The sequence below is a fragment of the Haloferax sp. DFSO60 genome (assembly GCF_046557615.1).
Classification (GTDB): Archaea; Halobacteriota; Halobacteria; order Halobacteriales; family Haloferacaceae; genus Haloferax.
This window is the reverse complement of record NZ_JBKIII010000001.1, coordinates 1533642-1559688: the sequence shown is the minus strand read 5'-3', so window position 1 is coordinate 1559688 and position 26047 is coordinate 1533642. Positions and strand designations below refer to the sequence as shown.

Annotated in this window: 34 protein-coding genes and 1 tRNA gene; 19 read left to right on the top strand and 16 right to left on the bottom strand. The window is 60.7% G+C overall.

Annotated elements, in window-relative coordinates:
* The first annotated feature begins 142 nt into the window (after positions 1-142).
* The 3 genes from radA to ACK509_RS08385 all read left to right on the top strand — a co-directional run bounded on the left by radA (position 143) and on the right by ACK509_RS08385 (position 2956).
* On the top strand, positions 143-1174 hold the full coding sequence (radA, locus tag ACK509_RS08395) for a DNA repair and recombination protein RadA (protein ID WP_410766025.1): 1032 nt from the start codon (positions 143-145) through the stop codon (positions 1172-1174).
* 209 nt (positions 1175-1383) lie between these two features.
* Positions 1384-2529, top strand: a complete 1146-nt coding sequence (locus ACK509_RS08390; protein ID WP_410766024.1) for an NAD(P)/FAD-dependent oxidoreductase — start codon at positions 1384-1386, stop codon at positions 2527-2529.
* A gap of 10 nt (positions 2530-2539) precedes the next feature.
* Positions 2540-2956 carry a DUF1641 domain-containing protein gene (locus tag ACK509_RS08385; RefSeq protein WP_410766023.1) on the top strand — a complete coding sequence of 139 codons (417 nt, stop codon included), beginning with the start codon at positions 2540-2542 and terminating at the stop codon, positions 2954-2956.
* On the opposite strand, the gene sufU is transcribed toward ACK509_RS08385, so the two are convergent.
* From sufU to ACK509_RS08360, 5 genes are all read right to left on the bottom strand, one after another.
* On the bottom strand, positions 2953-3378 hold the full coding sequence (gene sufU / locus ACK509_RS08380) for a Fe-S cluster assembly sulfur transfer protein SufU (protein WP_410766022.1): 426 nt from the start codon (positions 3376-3378) through the stop codon (positions 2953-2955). The genes ACK509_RS08385 and sufU overlap by 4 nt on opposite strands.
* Positions 3379-3450: 72 nt before the next feature.
* Complete coding sequence (locus ACK509_RS08375; protein ID WP_410766273.1) at positions 3451-3993, bottom strand: mechanosensitive ion channel domain-containing protein; 543 nt, start codon at positions 3991-3993, stop codon at positions 3451-3453.
* 231 nt (positions 3994-4224) lie between these two features.
* Complete coding sequence (sufS, locus tag ACK509_RS08370) at positions 4225-5499, bottom strand: bifunctional cysteine desulfurase/selenocysteine lyase SufS (protein WP_410766272.1); 1275 nt, start codon at positions 5497-5499, stop codon at positions 4225-4227.
* A gap of 152 nt (positions 5500-5651) precedes the next feature.
* Entirely contained in the window at positions 5652-5954 is a 303-nt protein-coding gene (locus tag ACK509_RS08365) for a DUF424 domain-containing protein (RefSeq protein ID WP_410766021.1), read from the bottom strand.
* Positions 5955-6698 (bottom strand): tetratricopeptide repeat protein, encoded by a 744-nt coding sequence (locus ACK509_RS08360; protein ID WP_410766020.1) that lies wholly within the window; start codon positions 6696-6698, stop codon positions 5955-5957. It lies immediately after the preceding gene.
* A 90-nt stretch (positions 6699-6788) separates the two neighbouring features.
* On the opposite strand from ACK509_RS08360, the gene ACK509_RS08355 reads away from it, so the two are divergent.
* The gene (locus ACK509_RS08355) at positions 6789-7409 is read left to right on the top strand and encodes a histidine phosphatase family protein (protein WP_410766019.1); all 621 of its coding nucleotides are present in this window, start codon (positions 6789-6791) and stop codon (positions 7407-7409) included.
* 42 nt (positions 7410-7451) lie between these two features.
* On the top strand, positions 7452-8006 hold the full coding sequence (thpR, locus tag ACK509_RS08350; protein ID WP_410766018.1) for an RNA 2',3'-cyclic phosphodiesterase: 555 nt from the start codon (positions 7452-7454) through the stop codon (positions 8004-8006).
* A 3-nt stretch (positions 8007-8009) separates the two neighbouring features.
* Here thpR and ACK509_RS08345 read toward each other — a convergent pair whose 3' ends face one another.
* Positions 8010-8945, bottom strand: coding sequence for a DMT family transporter (locus tag ACK509_RS08345; RefSeq protein WP_410766017.1), 936 nt, complete (start codon positions 8943-8945; stop codon positions 8010-8012).
* Between the two features lie 151 nt (positions 8946-9096).
* On the opposite strand from ACK509_RS08345, the gene ACK509_RS08340 reads away from it, so the two are divergent.
* The 6 genes from ACK509_RS08340 (at position 9097) to ftsY (ending at position 12341) form a co-directional block, all read left to right on the top strand.
* A complete protein-coding gene (locus tag ACK509_RS08340; RefSeq protein ID WP_007544136.1) occupies positions 9097-9249 on the top strand; it encodes a 50S ribosomal protein L39e in 153 nt (50 codons plus the stop codon).
* Positions 9250-9252: 3 nt separating this feature from the next.
* A complete protein-coding gene (locus tag ACK509_RS08335; RefSeq protein ID WP_410766016.1) occupies positions 9253-9531 on the top strand; it encodes a 50S ribosomal protein L31e in 279 nt (92 codons plus the stop codon).
* 3 nt (positions 9532-9534) lie between these two features.
* Positions 9535-10200: a translation initiation factor IF-6 gene (locus ACK509_RS08330; protein ID WP_410766015.1), complete on the top strand. Its 666-nt coding sequence runs from the start codon at positions 9535-9537 to the stop codon at positions 10198-10200.
* A gap of 164 nt (positions 10201-10364) precedes the next feature.
* On the top strand, positions 10365-10541 hold the full coding sequence (rpl18a, locus tag ACK509_RS08325; protein WP_410766014.1) for a 50S ribosomal protein L18Ae: 177 nt from the start codon (positions 10365-10367) through the stop codon (positions 10539-10541).
* Positions 10541-11011, top strand: coding sequence for a prefoldin subunit alpha (gene pfdA / locus ACK509_RS08320; RefSeq protein WP_410766271.1), 471 nt, complete (start codon positions 10541-10543; stop codon positions 11009-11011). Before rpl18a ends, pfdA begins: the two co-directional genes overlap by 1 nt.
* A gap of 22 nt (positions 11012-11033) precedes the next feature.
* The gene (gene ftsY / locus ACK509_RS08315; protein ID WP_410766013.1) at positions 11034-12341 is read left to right on the top strand and encodes a signal recognition particle-docking protein FtsY; all 1308 of its coding nucleotides are present in this window, start codon (positions 11034-11036) and stop codon (positions 12339-12341) included.
* 21 nt (positions 12342-12362) lie between these two features.
* Here ftsY and ACK509_RS08310 read toward each other — a convergent pair whose 3' ends face one another.
* The 3 genes from ACK509_RS08310 to ACK509_RS08300 form a co-directional block, all read right to left on the bottom strand.
* Positions 12363-12980 (bottom strand): LysE family translocator, encoded by a 618-nt coding sequence (locus ACK509_RS08310; protein WP_410766012.1) that lies wholly within the window; start codon positions 12978-12980, stop codon positions 12363-12365.
* Positions 12981-12987: 7 nt separating this feature from the next.
* Entirely contained in the window at positions 12988-13971 is a 984-nt protein-coding gene (locus ACK509_RS08305; protein ID WP_410766011.1) for a D-2-hydroxyacid dehydrogenase, read from the bottom strand.
* A 73-nt stretch (positions 13972-14044) separates the two neighbouring features.
* Positions 14045-15094 (bottom strand): type IV pilin, encoded by a 1050-nt coding sequence (locus tag ACK509_RS08300; RefSeq protein ID WP_410766010.1) that lies wholly within the window; start codon positions 15092-15094, stop codon positions 14045-14047.
* Positions 15095-15250: 156 nt separating this feature from the next.
* Between ACK509_RS08300 and ACK509_RS08295 the strand changes: the two genes are divergently transcribed.
* The 4 genes from ACK509_RS08295 to ACK509_RS08280 all read left to right on the top strand — a co-directional run bounded on the left by ACK509_RS08295 (position 15251) and on the right by ACK509_RS08280 (position 18936).
* Positions 15251-16639, top strand: a complete 1389-nt coding sequence (locus tag ACK509_RS08295) for a signal recognition particle protein Srp54 (protein ID WP_410766009.1) — start codon at positions 15251-15253, stop codon at positions 16637-16639.
* 133 nt (positions 16640-16772) lie between these two features.
* Positions 16773-17354: a magnesium transporter gene (locus tag ACK509_RS08290; RefSeq protein WP_410766008.1), complete on the top strand. Its 582-nt coding sequence runs from the start codon at positions 16773-16775 to the stop codon at positions 17352-17354.
* Positions 17355-17915 (top strand): magnesium transporter, encoded by a 561-nt coding sequence (locus ACK509_RS08285; protein WP_410766007.1) that lies wholly within the window; start codon positions 17355-17357, stop codon positions 17913-17915. It abuts the gene before it with no gap.
* A gap of 52 nt (positions 17916-17967) precedes the next feature.
* Entirely contained in the window at positions 17968-18936 is a 969-nt protein-coding gene (locus tag ACK509_RS08280; RefSeq protein ID WP_410766006.1) for a nucleoside recognition protein, read from the top strand.
* Positions 18937-18938: 2 nt separating this feature from the next.
* Here ACK509_RS08280 and ACK509_RS08275 read toward each other — a convergent pair whose 3' ends face one another.
* Both ACK509_RS08275 and ACK509_RS08270 read right to left on the bottom strand, forming a co-directional pair.
* Positions 18939-19355 carry an RNA-binding domain-containing protein gene (locus tag ACK509_RS08275; RefSeq protein ID WP_410766005.1) on the bottom strand — a complete coding sequence of 139 codons (417 nt, stop codon included), beginning with the start codon at positions 19353-19355 and terminating at the stop codon, positions 18939-18941.
* Positions 19352-19921: an AAA family ATPase gene (locus ACK509_RS08270; RefSeq protein ID WP_410766004.1), complete on the bottom strand. Its 570-nt coding sequence runs from the start codon at positions 19919-19921 to the stop codon at positions 19352-19354. Before ACK509_RS08270 ends, ACK509_RS08275 begins: the two co-directional genes overlap by 4 nt.
* Positions 19922-20023: 102 nt before the next feature.
* Between ACK509_RS08270 and ACK509_RS08265 the strand changes: the two genes are divergently transcribed.
* The 3 genes from ACK509_RS08265 (at position 20024) to ACK509_RS08255 (ending at position 21061) form a co-directional block, all read left to right on the top strand.
* On the top strand, positions 20024-20398 hold the full coding sequence (locus ACK509_RS08265) for a YccF domain-containing protein (RefSeq protein ID WP_410766003.1): 375 nt from the start codon (positions 20024-20026) through the stop codon (positions 20396-20398).
* A 43-nt stretch (positions 20399-20441) separates the two neighbouring features.
* Positions 20442-20515, top strand: a tRNA-Arg gene (locus ACK509_RS08260).
* 348 nt (positions 20516-20863) lie between these two features.
* Positions 20864-21061 carry a hypothetical protein gene (locus ACK509_RS08255; protein WP_410766002.1) on the top strand — a complete coding sequence of 66 codons (198 nt, stop codon included), beginning with the start codon at positions 20864-20866 and terminating at the stop codon, positions 21059-21061.
* 147 nt (positions 21062-21208) lie between these two features.
* Here ACK509_RS08255 and ACK509_RS08250 read toward each other — a convergent pair whose 3' ends face one another.
* The 5 genes from ACK509_RS08250 to eif1A form a co-directional block, all read right to left on the bottom strand.
* On the bottom strand, positions 21209-21622 hold the full coding sequence (locus tag ACK509_RS08250; protein ID WP_410766001.1) for a hypothetical protein: 414 nt from the start codon (positions 21620-21622) through the stop codon (positions 21209-21211).
* A gap of 308 nt (positions 21623-21930) precedes the next feature.
* Complete coding sequence (thsA, locus tag ACK509_RS08245) at positions 21931-23574, bottom strand: thermosome subunit alpha (RefSeq protein ID WP_410766270.1); 1644 nt, start codon at positions 23572-23574, stop codon at positions 21931-21933.
* Positions 23575-23865: 291 nt separating this feature from the next.
* A complete protein-coding gene (locus tag ACK509_RS08240; protein ID WP_410766000.1) occupies positions 23866-24405 on the bottom strand; it encodes a KH domain-containing protein in 540 nt (179 codons plus the stop codon).
* Positions 24406-24513: 108 nt separating this feature from the next.
* Positions 24514-25374, bottom strand: a complete 861-nt coding sequence (rio1, locus tag ACK509_RS08235; RefSeq protein WP_410765999.1) for a serine/threonine-protein kinase Rio1 — start codon at positions 25372-25374, stop codon at positions 24514-24516.
* Between the two features lie 84 nt (positions 25375-25458).
* Positions 25459-25746, bottom strand: a complete 288-nt coding sequence (eif1A, locus tag ACK509_RS08230; RefSeq protein ID WP_390225098.1) for a translation initiation factor eIF-1A — start codon at positions 25744-25746, stop codon at positions 25459-25461.
* A 105-nt stretch (positions 25747-25851) separates the two neighbouring features.
* Here eif1A and ACK509_RS08225 point away from each other — a divergent pair, with 105 nt between their 5' ends.
* Positions 25852-26031: a hypothetical protein gene (locus ACK509_RS08225; RefSeq protein ID WP_410765998.1), complete on the top strand. Its 180-nt coding sequence runs from the start codon at positions 25852-25854 to the stop codon at positions 26029-26031.
* Positions 26032-26047: the final 16 nt, after the last annotated feature.

The window sequence follows — 26047 nt, the reverse complement described above, 5'->3', positions numbered from 1 at the left end:
TCTTGTTGTCACTGGAGTCGCTCGCAGTCTTCTGATTTGAACGTTCGTCAGACACCTCGAACCGCCCTCCCACAGTCTTGCGATTTCACTTTCACTCTGCTGTTAACGAGGGTTTATGTGGGTATGGGAATGACAAATGGGTATGGCAGAAGACGAACTCGAAAATCTCCCCGGCGTCGGCCCGGCCACCGCCGACAAACTCATCGAGAACGGCTACGACACCTATCAGTCGATTGCAGTCGCCAGCCCCGGCGAACTATCGAACAAGGCCGACATCGGTACGAGTACGGCCTCGGACATCATCAACGCCGCACGGAAGGCCGCCGACGTGGGTGGCTTCGAGACCGGTTCGATGGTCCTCGAACGACGCAAAGAAATCGGCAAACTCAGTTGGCAAATCGACGAGGTAGACGAACTCCTCGGTGGCGGACTCGAAACGCAGTCTATTACCGAAGTGTACGGTGAATTCGGTGCCGGTAAGTCCCAGATTACCCATCAACTCGCGGTTAACGTTCAACTCCCCCGCGAAATCGGTGGCCTCGGTGGCTCCTGTATCTTCGTCGACTCCGAAGACACCTTCCGCCCCGAGCGTATCGACGACATGGTTCACGGTCTCGAAGACGACGTGCTCCAAGTGACGATGGACGAGCGCGAAATCGAGGGCTCGCCGGGCGACGAAGACGCGATGGAAGCACTCGTCGCGGACTTCCTCGACAAGATTCACGTCGCAAAGGCGTTCAACTCCAACCACCAGATTCTCCTCGCCGAGAAGGCCAAGGAACTCGCTGGTGAACACGAAGACACCGACTGGCCGGTTCGCCTCCTCTGTGTCGACTCGCTCACCGCCCACTTCCGCGCCGAGTACGTCGGCCGTGGTCAACTCGCCGAACGCCAGCAGAAGCTCAACAAGCACCTGCACGACCTGATGCGCATCGGCGACCTGTACAACACGGGTATTCTCGTGACCAACCAGGTCGCGTCCAACCCCGACTCCTACTTCGGTGACCCGACCCAGCCAATCGGTGGCAACATCCTCGGCCACACTTCGACGTTCCGTATCTACCTCCGCAAGTCGAAGGGTGACAAGCGTATCGTCCGTCTCGTGGACGCGCCGAACCTCGCCGACGGCGAGGCAGTCATGCGCGTGCAGGACGGCGGTCTGAAGCCCGAGTAACTCCGCACACACTCCGTTTCCCCCAATTTTCTCTTTCCCCATTTCCTTTCTTCACCACTAGTCACTACAGTCGATAGTGCAACCTTCTTGAAATACTCGGTTCAGAAAATCTTTCTTGGCGGGCAATTACCTCGATTCGTTCTCGAATTCTTGGAAATAGCTTACAAGACTATCTCACATGCACTCGTCACTCTATACAGGTGAACTAGATGACACAACGAATCGTCGTAGTTGGTGGTGGAACTGGCGGAACGGTCGTTTCGAACCATCTCGCTGCTGGACTCGTTAGAGAAATCGACGAGGGTGAAGTTGAGATTGTCCTCATCTCGGACGACACGAAACACGTCTACAAGCCGGTGTTTCTCTACGTTCCGTTCGGACTCGCAGAAGTCGAAGACGGCGTTCGAGACTTGCGCGACCTCCTAGATAACCGCGTGACGGTCGTGACGAACCGCGTACGCCACGTCGATACCGAACAGAAGCGTCTCATCTGCCAAGACGGCGACGAAGAGGTTCCGTACGACAAACTCGTACTCGCAACTGGGTCGAAACTCGACCCCGACGCGATTCCGGGGTTGAAAGACGGCGCACATCACTTCTACAGCGCACAGGGTGCCGAAAAGCTCCGCGACGCGCTCGCAACGTTCGACGGCGGCCGTCTCGTGTTGAGCGTCATCGGCATGCCGCACATGTGCCCGGCCGCACCGCTCGAATTCACCTTCATCGTGGACGATTGGCTTCGAAATCACGGCCTCCGAGAGCAGACGGAAATCGTCTACACCTACCCACTCCCCCGGAGCCACAAGAAACCCGAAATCGCCGAGTGGGCTGACCCGATTTTCGACGCCCGCGACATCCGCGTCGAGACGGAGTTCGTCGTCGAAGCAATCGACCCCGACGCACAGGTCATCACGACGCGCTCGGGCGACGAACTCGACTACGATCTCTTCGTCGGAATTCCGCCACACAGTGGCGACGAGATGATAATCGAGTCGGGACTCGGGGACAAGGGATGGGTCGATGTCAACCCTCGAACGCTGGCGGCAACCGCCGTTCCCGACGTGTACGCCATCGGCGACACGGCGGCACTCTCGATTCCGAAAGCGGGCAGTGCGGCACACTTCCAAGCGTTCACCGTTGCCGACCGTATCGCCGCGGAAATCCGCGGGCAAACGCCGACGAAACTCTACGACGGCAAGACGGTGTGCTTTGTAGAGACAGGACTTGACCACGCGACGTTCGTCTCGTTCGACTACGACCACGCGCCGACGATGCGCAGGCCGTCGAAGCCCATCCACTGGGCGAAACACGCGTACAACGAATCGTACTGGCTGACCGCCCGCGGCATGATCTGAGGTGACGACGATGCAAAATCAAGACACACAAACTGAATCGCAGGCCTCCGACGAACTCGTCGCGGCCATCGAGAACAACCCCGAAGAAGTCGCGCTCTTCGTCGAACGCCTCGGCCTCCTCAACGAACTCATCGACGTGGTCGAACTCGGCATGGGTGCGGTAGACGACGAGATGATTCACTCGTTGGCGAAGACCGGCACGGCGTTCGGCGAGATTGCCGACGACGCCGCCGACCCCGAAACGGTCGCCGGAATCAAGCGACTGCTTGCCGCCGTCGGCGATGCCGAAGCCGCCGACTCGAAACCCCTCGGTGCAGTCGGACTCCTTCGAGCGGCGCGGGACCCGGAAGTCAAAGCCGGGTTAGGCTATCTCGTCGCACTCGCTGCGGCCCTCGGCGCACAGGAAGAAAAAGACCAGTCGAATTAAGCGTCGTCTTCGGTTTTCGTCTTCTCGATGTCGATGTCGCCTTCGAAAATCTTCGCCCCGTCTTGGGCGACTTGGCGCGCGAGGACGGCGCACTTGATGCGCATCGGCGAGATATCGACGCCGAGCATCTCGGTGATGTCGTCGGTGTCCATCGCTTCCAACTCCGAGAGCGTCGTCCCCGGAAGTCGTTGGGTGAGCATACTCGCGGAGGCTTGGCTAATCGCACACCCGTCGCCAGAGAAAGCGACGCGCTCGATTGTTTCGCCGTCGTCGGCGAGTTGCACGTCCATCGTAATCGTATCGCCGCAGGAAGGGTTCTCCCCGGTGTGGCTGAACGTCGCTTCGGGCAGCCGACCGTGGTTTCGGGGACTCTTGTAGTGGTCCAAAATCTGCTGACGATACATGTCTGAACCGATGCCCATTGGTCTTCGCCATCGCTACGCCCGAACGCCGTAAAAGAATTCCGGGGGGCACGAGGCGGTCGGTTTGGCCGGTTACGACTGTTGTACCGATGCTGTGGTCGTCACGGCCTCGTCGTACTTCGTCCACTTCTTCTCTACGTCGCGATTCGCCACGACGACCGTATCACCATCGTCGCTCTCGAAGCGCGTCTTTCGGAGTTCGATAGCGGTCACTGTGCCCGTCACCGGGTCGGACTTCACTCGGTCACCGGGATTGAAATCCGGGTCGCGCAGGAGGTAGACGCCAGCGACCGTGTCGGCAATCATGTTCGACAGCGCGTAGGAGACACCGAGTGCGATGAACCCGGCGGCGGTCCCGAGACTCGCGGCAATCTCGCCCATCCCGACGATATTGAGGAGCGTCAACGCCACGCCGAACCACAGGAAGACACCCGCGATAGCGACCCCCAAATCGACCACGAGGTCTTGTTCGTCCGGGTAGAGTCCATCGAGGACGCCCCGAAGGATGTACAGAATCACGCGGATTGTGACGTACGCGAGCGTGACGAAGACGAGTGCAGCGAGAATTTTCGGGGCGGCCTCGGCGATGTTGAGAACGAACTCACTAATCGTCATCTCGACGAGTTCGCCGATGCCTCCAGTTTGTAAGGAGAACATACCATGTGGCGAAGAAGCACACTGACAAAGTGATTCCGAACGTGACAGTCGGGCACGATGTCGTGTCGTGAGACCACCTTTTACGCTGCGCTCGCTTTGCTCGCTCGATAAAAGCTGGACCAAAAGGATTCGTCGTCCCCGTCGGGGACTCCTCACCCCGCTCACTTCGTTCGCGGACGGAGACCTGAATTACGCAAACAGGTCGCGTGCGACTTCGAGCCCTTCGACGAGCGCGTCAATCTCGTCTTTGGTGTTGTAGATGTAGAAGGACGCGCGCGTCGAGGCCGCCGCGCCAAGTTTGTCGTGGAGTGGTTGCGTACAGTGGTCGCCCGCGCGGATGGCGATGCCCTGCTCGTTGAGGATACTGGAGAGGTCGTGGGCGTGGACGCCATCGAGGTTGAACGCGACGAGGCCGCCGCGGTCGTCGCCCGGCGGGCCGTAGATTTCGATATCGTCGAACTCGCTGAGGCGGTCGTAGGCGTACTCGGCGAGGAGTTCCTCGTGGGCTTGGACGTTCTCCATACCGATTTCGTCCAGATAATCGACGGCGGCGGCGAAGGCGATACCCTGCGCAATCGGCGGGGTTCCGGCCTCGAACTTCCACGGGAGGTCCTCCCACGTTGCATCTTCGTAGGTGACGCGACGAATCATCTCGCCACCGTAGAGGTAGGGTTCCATCTCTTCGAGAATCTCGCGCTTCCCGTAGAGCGCGCCGATACCGGTTGGACCGCACATCTTGTGGCCCGAGAAGGCGAAGAAGTCGGCGTCGATTTCCTCGACATCCACGGGTCGCGTCGGGACCGACTGTGCGCCATCGACGAAGATGTACGCGCCAACGTCGTGGGCGAGGTCGGCGAGGTCGGCGACGGGGTTGATAGTGCCGAGGGTGTTGGAGACGTGTACGACAGAGACCATCTTCGTGGAGTCGTCGATGAGTTCTTTCGCGTGGTCCATGTCGAGGCGGCCCTCGTCGTCGATGCGGATGAAGCGTGCCTCAGCACCCGTTTTCTTACAAATCTGTTGCCAGGTGACCAGCGAGGCGTGGTGTTCCATCTCGGTGAGGACGACAGAGTCGCCGGGACCGAGTTCGTTCAGGCCCCACGCGTAGGCGACGAGGTTCATCGATTCGGTCGTGTTCTTCGTGAAGACGACTTCTTCGCGGCCGCCGGACGCGCCGATGAACTCTGCCACTCGGTCGTGAGCGTCCTCGTAGGCGACAGAGGCCTCTTGGCTCAGGTGGTGAATTCCGCGGTGGACGTTCGAGTTGTAGCCGTAGTAGTAGTCCACGATTGAGTCAACGACCTGCTTCGGCGTGTGACTCGTGGCGGCGTTGTCGAGATAGACGAGCGGAACGGTGTCGTCCTCGCTCTCACCGGGGGTCGAAATGTCACCACCGACGCGGCGCTGGAGAATCGGAAAGTCCGCGCGGATAGTGTCAACGTCGATAGGATACGGTTCCTGCACTCCCATTGGTCATGGCTTGTTCCTGTAGGCACAACACGTCTTCGGTCCCGGCGTCTTCTCGAAACCGATTCTGGTTTCGCTAACACTCACACGATAGAAAAAGTGCCGACAATCGGACGACGAACCGTGTGTCTCGAAGTCGAAATGGAGCGTTATCGAAGCCAGAGCAGTTGCGCGTGGAGCGTGCCATCGACTTCGAGGACGGTCTCCTCATCGACGAGGCCTGCGTCGATAGCGACGCTCACTGCTTCTTCGCCGACGATGTTGGCAACGGTGGCACGGTTGAGGCTATCGACCACCGCGTCGGTGTCGGCGTCTTCGGCGTCGTCGCCGCCGTAGAAGTCCTCGGTCACGTCCAGCGAGACACCGCCGTCGGTGTAAGTCTCGCCGAGACAGTCGGAATCACAGACCGAGACCAGCAGGCCTTCGGGCGTCTCGCGCTCGCGGAGCAGCATCTAGAACTCCTCGACCATCTGCTGTTCGGCCTGCTCTCGAACCTCGTCAGCCTGTTTCTGGGCCTGTTCTGCTTCTTCGTCGCGGCCGAGTTCTTCGAGCGCACGTGCCTTCTCTTCGAGGACGTACGGCGCGTTCTGTCCGAGGCGGATGGCGTTGTCGAAGGCGTTGACGGCTTCCTCGTTGAGGCCGCGCTCGTGGAGGAAGAAGCCGCGATTGTACCAGGCCTGTCCGAATCGTGGGTCGAGTTCGACGGCGCGCTCTGCGTGGTCGAGCGCGTCCGTGGTTCGGCCAGACTCCCACAGCGCGTACGCGAGGTTGGTGTGAGCGGTCGCGGCGTGTTCGGAGTCGTCGTCCAGCGAGAGTGCCTCGTAGTACGCACCGATTGCTTCGTCCCACTCTTCGAGTTCGGCGTGGGCCGCACCCTTGTTGACCCACGCTTCTTGGGCGATAGGAGCGTCGTCTTGGGCGTAGCGAGCGACACGCTCGAAGGCCTCCGTTGCCTCTTCGAAGCGGTTGATTTGCATGTACGAGAGGCCGACGTCGAGCAGTTGCTCGAAGTCAACTTCGTCGGGGTCGATGTTCTTTCGGTCGAGGATGTCAGTGAGGACGCGCGAGTCGACCGGGTCGACCTTCGTCGGGTCGACCTTCAGCTCCGGCGGGTCGAGCGAGAAGTCCGAGTAGTCTTGGTCGAAGCCCTGACCCTCAGAGAACTTGTGCGTTCGGTTGCCGTCGTCGTCGGTCATATAGCCGCGCTTGGGTGTCGAATCGGTTAAACGCTACGTCAGAACGCTGATATCGACCGCTTTTTAGCCTCGGGTGGTGGCCGTCTACCAATGAACGTCCCGACGGCGACGGTGGTCTCGTTCGTTCGCCACGCCCACTCGCCGTACGTCCCCGACACCGAGCGTACTCGCGGCCTCTCACGACAGGGTCGCCGCGCCGCCGCACGAGTTACGACGCTCCTCAGCCCTGTCGCGGATGTCGTCGTCACCAGTCCGTACGAACGGGCGAGAGCGACCGTCGAAGGCGTCGCGGACGTTGCCGACGTGCCGCTCGTCATCGACGACGACCTGCGAGAACGCGAACTGGGAGGCCAGCACGTCGAAGACTTCGAGTCGGCGGTCGAACACCTGTGGGCGAATCCGACTGACTCGCACCCCGGTGGCGAATCCCACGTCGAAGCCCAGGCTCGTGGTGTCGGCGCGCTCGACCGACTACTCGAAGCCTACCCCGGACGCCACGTCGTCGTCGGCACCCACGGCACGCTCTTGGCCTTGATTTTGAACGACTTCGACCCACACTACGGCTACGAGTTCTGGTCTGGTCTGTCGATGCCCGACGTGTACGAAGCGACCTTTATCGACGGGAATCTCGCTGGCGTCGTCCGGACGTGGATTCCCGACGAAGACAAGCACGCAGAATCGGACGCACTCGCAGACACAGACGACGATTGAGTCGGCGGAATCTATACGTCCGTTTCCGTGCTATCTCTTCTCATGCGGTTGTTCGTCGCTCTCGACCTCCCAGCGTCGCTCTCCGATTCGGTCGCGGACGCACAGGCACTCTTCTCCGATGCAGACGGTCTTCGATACACCAACCCGGCGCAGGCGCACATCACCCTCAACTTCCTCGGCGAGACACCAACGGACCAACTGCGTCACGTCACCGATGCCGTCGAAACCGCCATCGACGAATCGGGTGTCGAACCGTTCGACGCTTCTCTCGGTGGCTTGGGTGCGTTCCCGTCGCTCGATTACATTCGCGTCATCTGGGCCGGTGTTCACGACGGGGCCGACGAGATGACTCGAGTCCACGACGCACTCGACCCCGAACTGGCGGCGCTCGGGTTCGACCCCGACGAGCGCGACTTTTCGCCACACCTCACCCTCGCGCGGATGAACGACGCGCGAAGTAAGAACTACGTCCGCGATATTCTCGAAGAGGAAGCACCCGAGATTGGGTCGTTTCGCGTGCGCGAAGTTCGAATAAAGAAGAGCGAACTCACGTCGGAGGGGCCGAACTACGAGACGGTCGCTCGCTGTTCGCTCTGAAGGTCAGTCGTCGGTTGGCCGACTCCGCCGGCCATCGACCATACGCCGGAGTTCACCGCGAATCACCGTCCGCTTGAACAAGAGGAAGCCGACGAAGATGAACACGAACCCGAGAACGGTCGTGAGCGTCGGCACGCGGTCGAGAACAATCCAGTCAGCGAGAGCCGCAAAGAGCGGAATGACGTACTCTAAGAGGCTTGATTCGACGGGGCCGATTCGGTCGAGCAGCCAGAAGTAGAGGAGAAACCCACCCGCGCCCGCGACGACGGCGAGGTAGACGAGCGTCCCAACCGACGTCGTGGTCCACACTGCGTCGGACGCGGACTCCCACGGGAGGGCGATGCTCGTGAGGTGGAGCGTGACTGCGCCGATGAGCATCATCCACGCCTGCACGGCGAGCAAGGACATGTCCGTCTCGCTGTCGTGGGTAAACACCGCGCCGAGGGCGAACGCGAGGGCGGACCCGAAGACGAGGACTGCACCGAGAAGATTGGAGGAAAGAAGGTTCTCGGGATTCGGGTTGGCGATGATGACGAGACCCAGAAAGCCGAGGACGAGGCCGACTACACTGAGCGGCGAGAGCTTTCGGCGCGACGACGTGAGTCGGGTGAGCGTCGGCGTCATCAGCGGGATGATGCCGAGGAGGACAGAGGCGACAGAGCCGGGGATGTACACTTGCCCGGAGAACAACAGCGCGTGGTGTGCGCCGATGGCGAAGAAGCCGCCCGCGAGGATTCGACGCCACTCAGAGCGTTCGGGAAGGAGTCTGTCGCCGCGGGCGACGGCAATCACGAAGAGGAGGAGCGCCGCGATGTCGAACCGAATCGCGCCGAGGAACGCGGGTGGGATGAATTGAAGGGCGATTTCGGTCGAGAGAAATGCGCTCCCCCAGATAGCAGAGAGGGCGAGAAAGGCGACGATGGTGCGGGACCGACTCATCTTCTCGGCGTTGTCTGTCGAAGGTACTGAATGAGTCGGTTCGGCGGCGTCTGCGTCGCACGTGGCTCGATTCAACCGTGTGGGGACGCCTCACACTACTGAAACGCGAAGGAACAAGATTTTATGCGGAGGAAGGAAAGTGTAGCCCACTATGGGTAAGAAGTCGAAGGCTAAGAAGAAGCGTCTGGCGAAACTCGAACGCCAGAACAGCCGCGTTCCGGCGTGGGTTATGCTCAAGACCGACATGGAAGTCACGCGAAACCCCAAGCGTCGCAACTGGCGGCGAAGCAACACTGACGAGTAACCAATGAGCGCAAACGATTTCGAAGAGCGAGTCGTCACCGTCCCGCTCCGCGATGTGAAGAAGGTCCCGTCGTACGAACGTGCAGGCCGCGCGATGAAGCTCATCCGCGAACACCTCGCACAGCACTTCAAGGTCGATGCAGACGCAGTCCGCCTCGACCCGCAAATCAACGAGAACATCTGGGCACACGGCCGCCAACAGCCACCGAGCAAGTTCCGCGTCCGCGCCGCCCGATTCGACGAGGACGGCGAGGCAGTCGTCGAAGCCGAACCGGCAGAGTAAACGGTGATTCGCGCCTCCTTCGCCGGTTCTTCGTACATCGGCGTCTTCGCACGGACGACGAACGATGTCCTCCTCGTTCGCCCCGATGCTGACGATTCACTCGTCGACAACCTCTCCGACGAACTCGGCGTGCCTGCGGTCACAACGACCGTCGGCGGGTCGGCAACCGTCGGCGCGTTAGCGATGGGTAACGAAAACGGGCTGCTCGTCACGAACCGAGCGACGACCCGCGAAAAGGAGGCACTTGCCGAAGCTGCAGACGTTTCGGTGTACGAACTCCCCGGCCGAATCAACGCCGCCGGAAACGTCGTACTCGCCAACGACTATGGCGCGTACGTCCACCCGGAACTCTCTGACGAAGCCGTCGCCGCGGTCGAAGAGGCACTCGAAGTGCCCGTCGAACGCGGTGACCTCGCGGACGTTCGTACCGTCGGAACCGCCGCCGTCGCAAACAATCGCGGCGTGCTGTGCCATCCGAAATCACGCGAACCCGAACTCGAAGCGCTCGAAGACGTCCTCGACGTTCGAGCGGACATCGGGACCATCAACTACGGTGGCCCGCTCGTCGGGTCCGGGCTCGTCTGCAACGACGATGGGTACATCGTCGGCGAAGACACGACCGGTCCAGAACTCGGTCGTATCGAAGACGCGCTCGGCTTTATCGATTGAGTTGGTTCACCAACTGAGTGGATTCATCCACTGAGTGGGTTCATCGACTGAGTTGATTCATCAACTGAGTTGATTCATCAATTGAGCCGCGTCGGCGTCTTTTCTCTTGGCGCTTACTACTCCGAGTAGGAAGATTCTTCCCGCTCGATGCCCGAGCCACAGCCATGAGTCAGTTTACTATCAGCGGGACGTTTACGTCCCGAGGCGTCTCCCACGGCTTTACGAAGACCGTGGAGGCACCAAACGAGGAAGTTGCACGAGAACACGTGTTCTCCCAAATCGGCAGTGAACACGGCATCAAACGCGTCAAAATCGAACTCTCGGAGGTGTCCGCAGCATGATGGGCGGTGGCCAGCAGCAACTCCAGCAGCTCTCGCAGGAGATTCAGGCACTCGACCAGGAAATCGAACAACTCGAAGGCGAAGTCTCTGAGCTGAACGCAGAAAAGCAGGAGATGGACGAAGCCATCGAAGCCATCGAGACGCTCGAAACCGGTTCGACGGTGCAGGTGCCCCTCGGCGGCGGCGCATACGTCCGCGCAGAAGTTCAGGACATCGACGAAATCGTCGTCTCGCTCGGTGCGAACTACGCGGCCGAACAGGACCAGTCCGGTGCTGTCGAAGCCCTCCACCGCAAGCAGGACGCCCTCGACGAAGAGATTGCAGGTCTCCGTGGCGAAATCGAAGACCTCGAAGAAGAGAGCGAACAGCTCGAACAGCAGGCGATGCAGGCCCAACAGCAGATGCAGCAACAGCAGATGCAGCAGATGCAGCAGCAGATGCAGGGCGAAGAAGAAGACGCTGACGAGTAAACTCCCCTAACTCCTTTCACAGATGTTCGACGGACTGAAAAAGAAACTCAACCGCTTCCGCCAGGATGTCGAAGAGACGGCGGAAGAGAAAGCCGAAGAAGCCGCCGAGGAAGAAGCCGAAGCCGAGGCTGAACCTGTCGAAGCCGAGACGGCAGATGCAGACGCCGAAGAAGCAGCGGCGGCCGACACATCGACTGCCGAGGAGGCAGTCGAGGAACCACAAGAGTCCGAAGTGGTGTCGGAAGACGGCGACGCTGACGCCGAGGCCGAGCCTGTAGCCGAGACGGCAGACGCGGAACCGGCCGAACCGGCGACCGATTCCGAACCTGTGGACGACACAGATTCCGAGTACGTCTACGAGGGCGAGCGACCCGAATCGCTCGCCTCCGACGCGGCAAAGCAGGCGCTCGCCGCTGAGGAAAAAGAAGACTCGTCGAGTTCGAGTCGCCTGAAGCGCGCCGCCGCGTTCGCCACGGGGAAAGTCGTCATCGAGGAAGAAGACCTCGAAGACCCCCTGTGGGAACTGGAGATGGCGCTGCTCCAGAGCGACGTGGAGATGCAAGTCGCCGGAGAGATTCTCGAAACGATTCGCGAGAAGCTCATCGGCGAGACGCGCAAGCAGGTCCAGAGTACGGGCCAACTCGTCGAAGAGGCGCTCCACGACGCCCTGTACGAAGTCATCAGCGTCGGGCAGTTCGACTTCGACCAACGCATCGCCGAGGCGGACAAGCCCGTCACGCTCATCTTCACCGGCATCAACGGCGTCGGGAAGACGACGAGCATCGCCAAACTGGCGAAGTACTTCGAGAAACAGGGCTACTCGACCGTACTCGCTAACGGTGACACCTACCGTGCGGGCGCGAACGAGCAAATCCGCGAACACGCCGAGGCGCTCGACAAGAAACTCATCGCCCACGAGCAAGGTGGCGACCCGGCGGCCGTCATCTACGACGCCGTCGAATACGCCGACGCGCACGACATCGACATCGTGCTGGGTGACACCGCAGGCCGTCTGCACACGTCGAACGACCTGATGGCGCAGTTGGAGAAAATCGACCGCGTCGTCGGCCCGGACCTCACCATCTTCGTGGACGAGGCTGTGGCCGGACAGGACGCCGTCGAACGCGCTCGCAAATTCAACGAGGCCGCGTCCATCGACGGTGCCATCCTGACGAAGGCAGACGCCGACTCCAACGGTGGGGCGGCAATCTCTATCGCCTACGTCACGGGCAAGCCAATCTTGTTCCTCGGCGTCGGCCAGGGCTACGACCACATCGAACGGTTCGACCCCGAAGCGATGGTCGAACGACTCCTCGGCGACGACGAGTAACACTCCCAGTCCGTCGAACCTTTATTCGAGTAGCAGTACGACGCTGAGCAGCAGCATCGTCCCCGCGCCGACGTAGTTCAGCACACTCGAGAGGCGTGTCTCGACGAGTGCATCACCGAGTTTGTCGGCACCGAGTGCGACCCCTGAGAGATAGATTGCAGTCAAAACAGCGTATATCGCTCCCAACACGGCCATTCGACTGCCTGCACTGGGGCCGCCGCCAGCGAACCCGGGGAGGAAAGCGAGAAAGAACAGCGCAACTTTCGGGTTGAGGGCGTTGACGAGGACGCCACGACGGAAACTGTTCGCACGCTCGGTTTCGACTGCCGGGTCGAACTCGTCGTCTCGAAGGGCGACGACGCCGAGATAGAAGAGATACAGCGCGCCCGCGTACTGGATGGCGAGTGCGGCCTCAGGAACGGCTTGGAGGAGGGCGGCAACACCGAGTGCGGCGAGCATCGTGTGGAGCAGTACCCCGGTTGCGATGCCGAACGCCGATTTGACGCCCGACTCCCGTCCGTCGATGCCGCGCGCGAGGACGTACATCGTATCGGGTCCGGGCGTGAGGATGAGCGCAATCGCTGCCGCGGAGAAGGCGAGAACCGTCGAAAGTTGCAATCCGAAGACGAGACCAGCCATAGCCGACCTACGAATCCGTCTGCGATGAATCCGGGGCTTGCGGTAGCACTTGGTTTCGGAGTTCCTCGCCACTCGCTAATCGCCCGACGTTCTCGGTGAGGATATCAGCGACTCGCGTCCAGTAGTGTGGCGTGTAGCCCGAAACGTGGGGAGTGAGATAGACGTTCTCGAAATCCCACAGCAGATGGTCGTTCGGAAGCGGTTCGGGGTCGGTTACGTCGAGTGCCGCCGCGTGAATCTTCCCCTTCTGGAGTGCCGTGACGAGTGCGTCGGTATCGACCACGCCGCCGCGCGCGACGTTCACGAGAACGGCCTTCGGTGGGAGCGCGCCAAACGCGTCTTCGTCTATCAGTTTTCGTGTCGTGTCGGTCAGCGGGCACGCGAGAACGAGGTAGTCTGTCCGTGGGAGGATGGACTCCAAGTCATCGAATCCGACAACCTCGTCGATACTGTCGGGGCCGCCCTTCTCTGGAGAGTATCGCGCCCCAATCGTCGTGACGCCGAACGGTTCGAGGCGTTCGGTGATTGCCTGCCCAATCGCACCGAGGCCGACGACAGTGACGGTCGAATCCTTCAACTCGCCCATCGCTTGGAAATGCCGCCACTCGTGGCGCGCTTGGCGTCGCATCCCCTCGTCGAGACGGCGTGTAATCATGAGCATCCACCCGAGGACGTGTTCGGCGATGTTCGGGCCGTGAACGCCAGAGGCGTTGGTGAGTGCGATACCGCGCTCGCGGAGGGTTTCGAGCGGAAGGTGGTCGTACCCCGCGGCCGCCCCGGCAAAGAGCCGAACGTTGTCGGCGGCGGCGAGGACATCGTCCGGAAGGTGGACGCCCGTGATAATCGTCGCATCGGCGGCCAATTCGAGCGCCTCGTCGGTCGTTTTCGGATGGTCGAGAGAGACGTCTGGGAGGCGCGCCCGGAGCGCATCGACGTACACCTCGGCGGGAATGCCGTGTGTCGATTGGTCGAGAACGAGAATACGGGTCATCGTTCCAACCCTCGTGACGTGGCTGAATAAGTCCGTGCGACAGCGGCAGAGTCTAGTATTTACCGAGGGCGTCTCAGGTAGTTGGACAGACGATGACGCTCTCGCCGGTGGTCGTCTCTTCGACGCTCGCGGTGACGCGCTCGGTTTGGAGCGTAACGAGGAGGACGACGTCTTGGAAGTCGGCTGAAGAGCCCGTTTGGGAATTCCCGAGTTCGAAGAGGTAGATTGCCTCGTTGTCCGAGAGAGAGATGTTGCCGTCGTCGTCCAAGTACGGCCCGACGTACGAACTCGCGGAGTCCTGGTCGCCGAACCCGGCGATGTTCGGGGGCTGGTCACCATCACGGAGGACGTACACCCATCCGTTCGACTCGTTCGACCACCGAGTGCGCGGGCTGATGTAATCTCCGGGCTCGTCCGCGGTGGCCGCGACTTTGATACCTGCGCCCGCAGGTTGGTCGGTGAACGTGTGCGAACGGGGGTTTCCGTTGTTGTTCACGTTACCCGGCCACGGGTCGTAACTCGCGTTACCGACCGCAACGTCGAGCCGGATGTCGATGTTCGGGCCGCCAGCGCCATAGGTAAAGCCCGTCCCCAACACCGTCACCTCTGCTTGGTAACCCGAGTTCGGGACCACTGCTCCATCCTCGATGGTGAACCCCTCGCTCGTCACCGGGACTGTCTGTGTCGAGAGGACGTGCGACTGGTCACCGTCGGCGTAGGTGACAGAGACACCGAGGCTATCAGCGCCGGTACAGACCGTATCGGTGTCGATATCGAGTTCCAATCGCTCGCCTGCAGACCACGCCCCATCAGAGAGGTCGCCCGTCTCCGACGGTTCGACTTCGACGGTTCCGTTCCCCGTATTGAACTTGACGACGAGGTTCTCGGCCTGTACGTTCCCGCCTGCTTCGTGGACCAACACGAGTTTCTGGTCGGTTATCGACGCGTTCTCGACGGAGATTTCGACCTGTCCTTGCTGTGTGAACATCGGTGCAGGCTCGTTGAGCGAATCCGTGAAACCGAGAAATAGCACGACTGTCGTGCCCGAAAGGAGGACGATAATCACGAGCATGAGCGCGACGCCCATCACGGGCGAGATGGCCCGAGCGTGCTCTCTCGGCATTTCTCTATCGAACTTTACTCAGAAACATAGCTAAAGAAGTTCGATAAATGAAACTTGGATCTCATTTACTCGTGTTCACACGACGTGAGTATTTCGGCGTCGCTGGCGGCCGTGACGGATAAAGCCTTTACCAGCGCGACGGCCTAGAGGTGGACAATGGTACTCGACAATCTCGGGAGTTCGCTCCGTGGCAGTCTCGATAAGCTACGGGGGAAATCCCGCCTCGACGAGGAAGACGTCCAGGAGATTGTCAAGGAGATTCAGCGCTCCTTGCTCTCTGCTGACGTCGATGTCAGCCTCGTCATGCAACTTTCTGACTCGATTAAAGACCGGGCACTCAACGAGGAACCACCGGGTGGCACGAGCGCCCGCGACCACGTTCTCAAAATCGTCTACGAGGAACTCGTCGGCCTCATCGGCGACTCGACAGAGATTCCGCTCCAACCCCAGACCATCATGCTCGCGGGTCTGCAAGGGTCGGGGAAGACGACCACCTCCGCCAAGATGGCGTGGTGGTTCTCGAAGAAAGGGCTTCGTCCCGCGGTCATCCAGACCGACACGTTCCGCCCCGGTGCCTACGACCAGGCAAAGCAGATGTGTGAGCGGGCGGAAGTCGATTTCTACGGCGACCCCGACTGCGACGACCCGGTCCAAATCGCCCGTGAAGGACTGGAAGCGACGAAAGACGCCGATGTTCACATCGTGGACACGGCCGGTCGCCACGCGCTCGAAGACGACCTCATCGCCGAAATCGAAGAGATAGAGTCGGTCGTCCAACCCGACCTCAACCTGCTCGTCCTCGACGCGGCAATCGGACAGGGCGCGAAAGACCAGGCCCACCAGTTCGACGAGTCCATCGGTATCGGCGGCGTCGTCATCACCAAACTCGACGGGACGGCAAAGGGTGGCGGTGCGCTGACCGCCGTCAACGAGACGGACTCCTCTATCGCCTTCCTCGGCATGGGTGAGACGGTTCAGGACATCGAGCGCTTCGAGCCGAACGGTTTCATCTCTCGCCTGCTCGGTATGGGCGACCTGAAGCAACTCTCGGAGCGCGTCGAGCGCGCGATGGCCGAGACGCAGGCCGAAGACGAGGATTGGGACCCCGAGGACATGATGAAGGGGAACTTCACCCTCAAGGACATGCAAAAGCAGATGGAGGCCATGAACAAGATGGGCCCGCTCGACCAGGTCCTCGACATGATTCCCGGTCTCGGCGGCGGTCTCAAAGACCAACTGCCGGACGACGCGATGGACGTCACGAAAGACCGCATGTTCTCCTTCGAGGTCATCATGGACTCGATGACCGAAGAGGAACTCGAGAACCCCCGCAAGGTCGGCGCGTCTCGGGTCAAACGCATCGCCCAAGGCTCCGGTCGTGACGAGGAGACGGTCCAAGAACTGCTCGAACAGCACCGCATGATGGAGAAGACACTCAAGCAGTTCCAGGGCATGGGTGACGGCGACATGCAGCGGATGATGAAGAAGATGCAAAAGCAGGGCGGCGGCGGCATGGGCGGTATGGGCGGTATGGGGCCGTTCTAACTCGCTACGACTTTTTCGACACAGCTCTCCTCTCTACGGTTCTCTTTGCGGCCCTCTCTGTCACGATTCTTCCCGGTGTATCTCGATTCCGGATACACCCGACTTTTAACGCTCGCCCCCGTCGCACCCGACAATGACGGTACGAGACGTCGCAGTCGAGGCCTACCGCGAAGCCCTCCCTGCGCTCTCGACGAGCCTCGTTGGTGGCCTCATCGCGGGTGTCGTCCTCGGCGGTATGCGTGCTGAACTCCGCGCAGTCCCCGGATTGCTCGTCCTCGTCCCGGCGCTGCTCGCAACCCGTGGTAACGTCTACGGGTCGTTCGGTGCGCGAATCGCCACCGCACTCCACCAGGGTCTCATCGAACCGACGGTCACCGCTGGCGACACTCGATTGCGTGCTGCCGCTGCGGCCGCCATCGCAAACGGCATTTTCACGAGTACGTTCGCATCCATCGTCGCGTACTTCCTCTTGACCGCGCTCGGTGAGTCGGTTGCACCACTCCCGATTCTCATCGGTGTCGCGCTCGTCGCGGGCCTGCTCTCGGGTATCGTCCTCTCGGTCGTCGTCGTGACCGTCGTCTTCGCGGGCTATCGACGTGGACACAATCCCGATACGATTGTCGGCCCCGTGGTCACGACCACCGGCGACGTGTTCGGGATTCTCTTTCTGCTCATCGCCGTGAGAACCGTCCTCGTCATCGCAGGGGTGTTCTAAGTGGCGACAGACTGGACCGTTCGGGCGATTACGCGGGCGATGCTCCCCGTCTTACTCGTTCTTACACTCGTCGAACTCGGGAGTGGTCTCGTCCTCGGAAGTTTCGAGGCGAAGTTGCTCGAATATCCCGCGTTGCTCGTCCTCGTCCCCGTCACCATCGGGACGGCGGGGAATCTCGGGAGCATCCTCGCCGCACGCCTCTCCACGTCGTTCCACCTCGGGACGCTCTCGTTTTCGACGGATGACGACGAACTCGTCGGCAATGCGATTGCGACGATTGCGCTCGCACTGACGATGTTCCCGATTATCGGTGTGGGCGCGTGGGTGTTGACCTTCTTGCTCTCGGGGAGTACCGCACTCTCTATCGAGACGATTCTCCTCGTCGCACTGTCGAGCGGGGCGGCACTCGCCATCTTGGCCGTCGTCGTGACGTTCGCTGCGACGTACATCGCCTACCGATTCGGGCTCGACCCCGACGACGTGGTGATTCCCGTCGTCACCAACGTCTGCGACGTACTCGGCGTGCTGGTACTCTTTGCCACCGCGCAGGTGTTCGTCTGACTCCTGCGGTCTGACCGACGTGGCTTAGTTTCCTCACTTCGGACCACGACGTATGCAACCGTCGGTCGTCTTGCCCGTCCTGTTCGACGTACTCCCGCGAGTCGCACGCATCACCCTCTACATCGCTCTCGGGGTGTTCGCCGCGAACCTCGTGGTCTCTCTCGGTCTCGTCGAACGAATCGCCGGTCTCTCTCGGTATCTCACGGGTCCGGCGAACCTTCCCGACGAGGTTGGCACGGCCATCGTCACGACGGCCGCTTCGACGACTGCTGGCTACGGCATGCTCGCAGAGTTCCGCGAATCCGGAAATCTCGATGACCGAGAGACGCTTATTGCTGTTACTATCAACACGTTCTTCGGCTTCGTCCAGCACATTTTCACCTTCTACTGGCCGGTGCTGATTCCGATTCTGGGCTACGAAGTCGGCTTGCTGTACGTCGGTTCGCGCGCCGCAATCGCACTCGCCATCACGATTACCGGCGTCGTCGCTGGCGCGGTGCTACTCTCAAGCCGACCGACGACCACAACCTCCTCAGTCGAAACCGACGGTGCTGGCGACGAAGCCAACGACCAGACGAAACGCGAACTGGTCGAAGAAGCCGCCCACAAGACGTGGCGCAAACTGAAGCGTCTCGTGCCGCGTCTCGCACTCGTCTACACGCTCGTGACGCTCCTCGTCCAAACGACGGACCTTGACGCACTCACAGCCTTCGCCGACCCGCTCGCAACGCTCGTCGGCCTACCCGGTGCGGCAGTGCCCGTGATTGCCGTGTTCGCGTTCGATACGACCGCTGGCGCGGCGACGATTGCACCGCTCATCGGTGAGACGTTCACCTCCACGCAGGCGGTTGCGACGATGCTTCTCGGCGGCATCGTCTCCTTTACCGTCTCGACGTTCAAGCGGTCGATTCCGTTTCAGTACGGCATCTGGGGCCCGTCGTTCGGGTCGAAGGTCATCGTCGTCAACACCAGTCTCAAAATCGTCTTTATCGCGCTCGCGGTGGCGCTGTTGGTCGCCTGAAATTAGCGGTCGGCCGGGTCGATTGGCTTTCCGTCTTTCGTCGGCGGCGCGATGTGGTCGATGAGTTCGTCAACGGAGGGGTCGCGCACGCGAACGTGGACTTCGATGTCACCGAGTTCGTCGGGACTGCCGACCGAGAAGTTGACGACGCCCTTGAACGCGGCTTGCTTCTTGAGCGAAAACGAGAAGCCTTCGTCGTCCTTGCGCTTGGCGAACTCGCGGCGTGCGGTATCGAGGATGGTCTGTTCGTGCAGGCGTTGGGAGAACCGTTCGAGTTCGTGCGACTCGCCGACCAATCGGCCGGGTTCGGATTCCACTTCGACTGCCGGGAAGATGTTCGAGATTGCATCTTTCACCCGGTCGGTGACTTCCGTGTCACGAACGGGTGCTTCGATGCGGACATCGACGCTGTAAATCATTGTTCTGCCTCCGCGACGGCCTCTGGGCCGTCTTCGAATAGTCGCGTGATCTTCTCCCGGTACGCTTCGAGGGAGTCTGTATTTTGAATCACGACGTCGGCGCGCTCCATCGCCTTACCCATGCCGAAGTTCAGTTCGCGCTCTTCGCGCTTCTTCAGGGCTTCGAGGTCGGTATCGCTCTCGTCGCGCCCGCGGTCCAACAGGCGGTCGGCACGCATCTCGAACGGCGCTTCGACGCTCACGAGTACGAACTCGTCGCCGAACGCCCCGTGGAAGCAATCTAGTTCGACGCCCGAGCGAAGGCCATCGACGACCACCAAGTCGTTCGATTCGAGGTGTGACTCGATGACGGGAAGCGACCGTGCGGCGATAGCGTCGTCACCCTCTTCCTCGCGGAGTGCTTTGGCAATCTTCCCGTGGTCGGTCGCCGGGTCGAGACCGCGGTTTCGGCACTCCTCGCGGATGATATCGCCCATCGTCACGACAGGAATTCCTGCCTCGCGGGCGACGTCGGCGAGTTCGCCCTTTCCGCTTCCGGGCAGGCCAACTGTCCCGATGACTTTCATGGGCGGTCATACCGCGTTGGCGCTGTTAAACCCCTCCTTTCGAACCGTCCACTTCTTTCGGCCTGCCGCGTGATTTTTCCACCACCCCGACGTGTACTCACTATGGCAGACCGCTCTCTCCTCGTGCGGGCCCTCTGGTTCATCTTCATCGGTTGGTGGGCCACGCCCGTCGTCGTCAACATCGCGTGGTTCCTCAACGCCACCATCATCGGTATCCCGCTCGGCATCGCACTCATCAACCTCGTGCCCACCGTGCTGTCGCTCAAAGAGTCGCGAAACCTCTCGGCTGAAGACGGACGGAGTCAGCACTCACTGCTCGTCCGTGTTCCGTACTTCATCTTCGTCGGTTGGTGGCTCAGTTGGTTCTGGGCCAATGCGGCGGCGTTCTTCGCGGTCACGATTATCGGCCTCCCCATCGCGTACTGGATGTTCAATCGACTCCCCTACGTGACCTCGTTGTACCGGTTCGACGGATAGAAGCCGATTCGTTTTTCATTTGGCACCTGTTTGTGAGAGACGAGGGCGCGTAGCTCAGTTGGACAGAGCATCGGACTTCTAATCCGACGGCCGCGGGTTCGAATCCCGTCGCGCTCGCTCTCGTATTGAACGAAGTGAAATCGAGAGCGCCGCGTGCGGGATTCGAATCAGGGAGCAACTCGTTGCGACCGAGGTTCGAATCCCGTCGCAAACGCTTCGCGTTTGCTCAATCCCGTGAACTCTGTTCACTGAGTCCCACTCGCGTTGCTCTCGGGAGTCCTGTCGCGCTCTTTTGGTTTTTCATGGGAACCGTCGAGCGGCAGCGAGGTGTGTTGGAATCCTCTATGAGCGACAGTGACGTTCTCACTCTCGTCGTTCGATTAACGCACTCTTACTCCGGTGTAGGACTTCGTTATCTCTCTGTTTTGGCAAACATTCATCATTCCGTGGCGTGTGTTCGGACCAATGGTCTTCTCACCGATGTCGCTCCCTCAGGAACTCTTCGTCCACGAAATCGACCACGCCGTCGTCTACGGGGACGCTGAGAAGGAGACGATTCTGCACGAAGGGTCGGTTCGAATTCTTGGTAACGGATGGGTCGAGGTATCGAGCGGTCGATTGTTCTCGCCGAATGCCATCCACCACATCGACGACGAACGATAGTTAGCGGAGTTGCAACTCGCGGCCACACTCCGGGCACGTTTCATCGACGATAGTCACCGAGGCGTCGCACGCTGGACAGAACTCTCGGTAGCACGCTCTGTCGCCCATAGTTGACCTCTCCCCGCCAGCGACGAAATCGTTCGGGTGCTACTCGTCGGCGATGTCGGGGTCGGGGCCGGCGAAGTTCGCGCCAATTTCTTCGCTGTACCGATGGGCGTAGACACTCGGGAGCGCGAGTAACTCGTCGGGTGTGCCATCTTCGAGGACGCTGCCGCCATCGGTGACGATGATGCGGTCCGCGTCACGCGCGATTGCGGCGCTGTCTGTGGCGACGACGAGTGGTGCTTCTGGGTTGCGTATCGAAGCGAGCGTCGCACGAAGGCGTGCGGGTGCGGTGGGATGGGGCGCGTGGATGACGGGTGTGACGCCAGGGAGGACTGCGGTTGCGACGGCGGCCGCTTCAGCGACGTGGGGGCTGACTACTGCGAGGAACGGCTGTCGTCTGGACGAGGTTGGAGAGTCCGAGACGGCGAGGGTGTCCGTAGTCCCGGTGGAGGACATATCTTGTTAGTCGATGTCATGGGTCATAAGTAGGCGTCGGTGATTCGTCATTTCGATGTGAATAACCCCACGATTAGCTGTATTTGTCGAGAAATAGCTTCGAAAACGGATGTTTCGACACTCGGGTGTGTTCGTTGCGAAATACCTGTCTCGTGGGGTATCGTTTACGTCGATGTTAACGTCGGTTTCACTCGTAGAGCGACGGCTGGCTGGGGTGAAACCGTAGAAAATGATGTGAAACCGGGCCGACGGTCGTGTGTCGATTCGGGAGTCGGTGGTGAGTGTATGGTGGCCTATGAGGGAGCGATTTACATCGCGCCGCCCATGCCGCCCATACCGCCCATTCCACCCATGCCGCCCATACCGCCCATCTCGTCATCGTCGTCGTCACCGGTCTGGCCACCGGAGAGGTCGCCAGCCGCGATGACGTCGTCGATGCGGAGAATCATGACGGCGGCTTCGGTTGCGGATTCGATGGCTTGGGTCTTGACACGGAGGGGTTCGACGACGCCCTCTGCTTCCATGTCGATGACGTCGCCCGTGTAGGCGTCGAGACCGGCAGCGAACTCACCGGCGTCGTGGCGCGAGCGGAGGTTCACGAGCGAGTCGATGGGGTCGAGACCAGCGTTCTCTGCGAGGGTGCGTGGGATGACATCGAGTGCCTCGGCGAAGGCTTCGACGGCGAGCTGTTCGCGACCGCCGACAGAGTCAGCGAATTCACGCAGGGCGAGCGAGAGTTCCGTCTCGGGTGCGCCGCCGCCGGGGAGTACTTTGCCGTCTTCGAGCGTCGTGCGAACGACGCCGAGCGAGTCGTCGATGGCGCGTTCGAGTTCGTCGACGACGTGTTCGGTGCCACCGCGGAGGATGAGCGTGACGGACTTCGCGTCTTCGACGTCTTCGACGAAGATGCGCTCGTCGCCGCCGACGTCCTTCTGGGCAACAGAGCCAGCGAAGCCGAGGTCGTCTGCTTCGAGGTCGTCGAGGTTGCTGACGACGCGGCCACCCGTCGCGCGGGCGATGCGCTTGAGGTCCGAGGACTTGGCACGGCGGACCGCGAGGATGCCTTCCTTGGCGAGGTAGTGCTGGGCCATGTCGTCGATGCCGTCGCCGACGAACACGACGTCTGCGCCGACGTCAACGAGCTGGTCCACCATCTCCTTCAGCTGTTTTTCTTCCTGGTCGAGGAACTGCTGAAGCTGGTCGGGGTCGGTGACGTTGACTTCTGCGTCGATTGACGTCTCCTTGACTTCGAGTGCGTCGTCGAGGATGGCGATGTTCGCGTCTTCGACGCCGTAAGGCATGTTCTCGTCGACGCGTTCCTTGTTGACGATGACGCCTTCGACGAGTTCGGAGTTGTTGATAGTGCCGCCGACGACCTTCTCGACGGAGATGTTGTCCGTGTCGATGCCGTCTTCGTCCCGAACGGCGAGTACGCCGTCGACGACGAGTTCGGCGAGCAGATCCTTGGCGGACTCTGCGCCCTTGCCGGTCATCGCAGTAGCGGCAATCTTCAGGAGGGTTTCGCGGTCGTCCTCGGTCACGTCGATAGCCTTCGATTCGAGGACTTCCTTGGCCTTCTCGGCGGCCTGACGGTACCCCTGTGCGATGGTCGTCGCGTGGACGTCAGAGTCGAGGAGGTCTTCTGCTTGGTCGAGCAATTCGCCCGCGATAACGACAGCGGTCGTCGTCCCGTCTCCGACTTCGTCTTCTTGCGTCTCGGAGACTTCGACGATCATGTTCGCCGCGGGGTGGTCGATGTCCATCTCTTTGAGGATGGTGACGCCGTCGTTCGTGACGACGACCTGACCCGACGAATCGACCAGCATCTTGTCCATTCCCTTGGGGCCGAGCGTCGTGCGTACGGCTTCGGCCACGGCTTTTCCGGCTGTGATGTTCATCGACTGTGCATCTTTACCGGAGGTTCGCTGCGAGTCTTCACCCAGGATAATCATGGGTTGACCCTGCTGCATTCGCTGCGCCATGTTCAGCGCATTCTTTGTTTGTGATTCTATAAAAGCGTTTTGAACCATGGTATGTTAAAACGCAACACAGTGTCGCCATCGAATGGCTGCGGTGGCTGTCGATTATGCGGGTTTATTACCGTCGTTGGAGCGGAATTCGGCGTGCGCCGGAGAGGGGTCCAAATAGTCAGTTCCTCGTCCCGAACTGCGAACGTCGCGACTCGACGGGGGGTGATGATGAAAAAACGATACGTGGCGTCAGCACCGCATCGGTGTCGGTGACTAGTTGTTGCGGACGTTGAAGCCCTGGGTCAGTTCGTTGTGCTTCCGTTCGAGGAACGAGTACACTGCACCGTGCGGGGCACCATCGAGAATCATCTCGACGGCGCGGCGAACCACTTGGACCTCTTCGGCCTTGCCGATGATGCCGAGTGTCGACCCGTAGATGACGACGTCGGCACCGGTGAGTTCTTCCATGAGTTCGCGGGTGCGACCGTTCTCACCGATGAGGCGGCCTTTCTTCCGACGCATGTCGTTCTTGTTCCGCGAGTGGTTGTTGATGTCGATGAGTTCGAACATCATCATGTCGTCTTGCAGGAGCGCAAGTGCGTCCTCGGGGGCGAAGCCGCGACCGACGGCGCGAACGATATCGGGGGCAATCATGCCGAGAACGGGGTCGCCGACGCTGTCGATTGCGACGCTTCCGTTCTCCGAGTCGATATCGAGTCGAACTTCGGCACGTTGCTCGATTTCTCGCATCGTCGAGCCACCTTCACCAATGAGAACACCGATACGGTCCTGCGGCACCTTGACGTGCTGCATAGGAGTCGATACCCAGTGGAACGGTTTAAGCGTTCGCTCGCGGGGGCGCTACGTGTCCTGTTCGCATACATCGCTGCGACGAATGGCAGCTCGCGACCGATTCGAGTCTTACTCGTCGGCTTCCTCGTCGGCAGTCACAAAGTCGTACAATTGGTCGGCATCCACATCGGCACCCTGTCGGCTGAAGAACTTGGCGACGTTGCGGCAGTCGCGCTCTAAGAACGAGACGGCGTTCGGGTGGTGGATGGTGACCGCCTGACCGAGGTCGATGACGACGAGTTCGCCCTCGTGGATGATGAGATTGTATTCGGAGAGGTCACCGTGGACGAGTCCGGCGCGATAGAGTCGTCGCATATACTCGCGGACGACTTCGAAGGCGGTCTGTGGATTCTCGACGTTCACTTCCGAGAGCCGACGGGCACGGTCGTCGGCCTGTCCGACGAGTTCCATCACGAGGACGTTTCGCTCGACGGCGATTGGGTTCGGGACGCGAACCCCCGCTCGCTGGGCGCGTTGGAGGTTGGCGTACTCCTTTCGGACCCACGCCATGACGACTTGACCTTTGTCGTGGCCGATGCTCTGGAATCGCGGGTCGCCTTCGAGATAGTCGCGCATGTGACGGAAATCGGAGGCGTTGATGCGGTATATTTTGACCGCAACGTCGGTATTCTCGTCACCGAGCGCCTCGAAGACGTTCGCCTCTTTTCCCGTCGAAATCGGGCCACCGAAGGCTTCGATGTAACCGTCTTGGACGAGTTTGTAGATAGCCGCGAAGGTTGCGTCGTCGAACACCGATTGCTCGACTTTGAACTGGTCGGCATCCTTGAGCCGCATCCGAAACTCGTCGAAGTCTCTGTCTTTCCGCTTTGCGATGCGGTCTGCTTCCGACACTGAGAGGTCGATTTCCTCCCATTCGTCTCCGAACGCCTCCCCTTCTTGGGGTTCGACCAATCCGAACTCGTCAGTCATTGGACTGAGGCTACGGGAGGCGAGATGAAAAGCGCAAGGCTCTAGATGTCGAGCCTACGCGAGAACGCGAGTACGAAGTGAGCGTTACTGGATGTGACCTTCGCGACGGAGTTGGTCCGCTTCGGACTTCTCGTATCGCCAGGACACGTCTGCTTTCTCGTCTTGCCAATCCCACGGTTCGACGAGTACAACGTCGTCTTCTCGAATCCAGATGCGTTTTTGCATCCGACCGGGGATGCGCGCGGTCCGCTCGACGCCGTCAGCACAGCGGACGCGAATACGATTGGCACCGAGCATGTTCGTCACGACGGCGAACACTTCGTCGTCGTTCGGCATTCGGAGGTCTCGGCGGCGCTCGTTCTCGTCGCTCATATGCCACGATTCTACGTTATCGTGTTTAAACCCGCCGACGTTTGTTCGCATTTGAACCTCCCGTCAAGCGACGGGTTTAGGGCCGCTGGCCCTCGCGTTCGTGGTATGCTCGATAAACTCGGTACGAAAGGTCTTGCCGGAATCGCCTGTCTCGTCCTCGGAATCGCTATCGTCGCTATCCAAGCACCCATCGTCGCCGCTGGTCTCGCGTTCGTCGTCGCTGGACTCGGCCTCGTCGCTGGCGGTCTCGCAGAGAACGTGATGAAGATGTTCGGGATGGCCTGAGTCGGCCTCGTTCCCC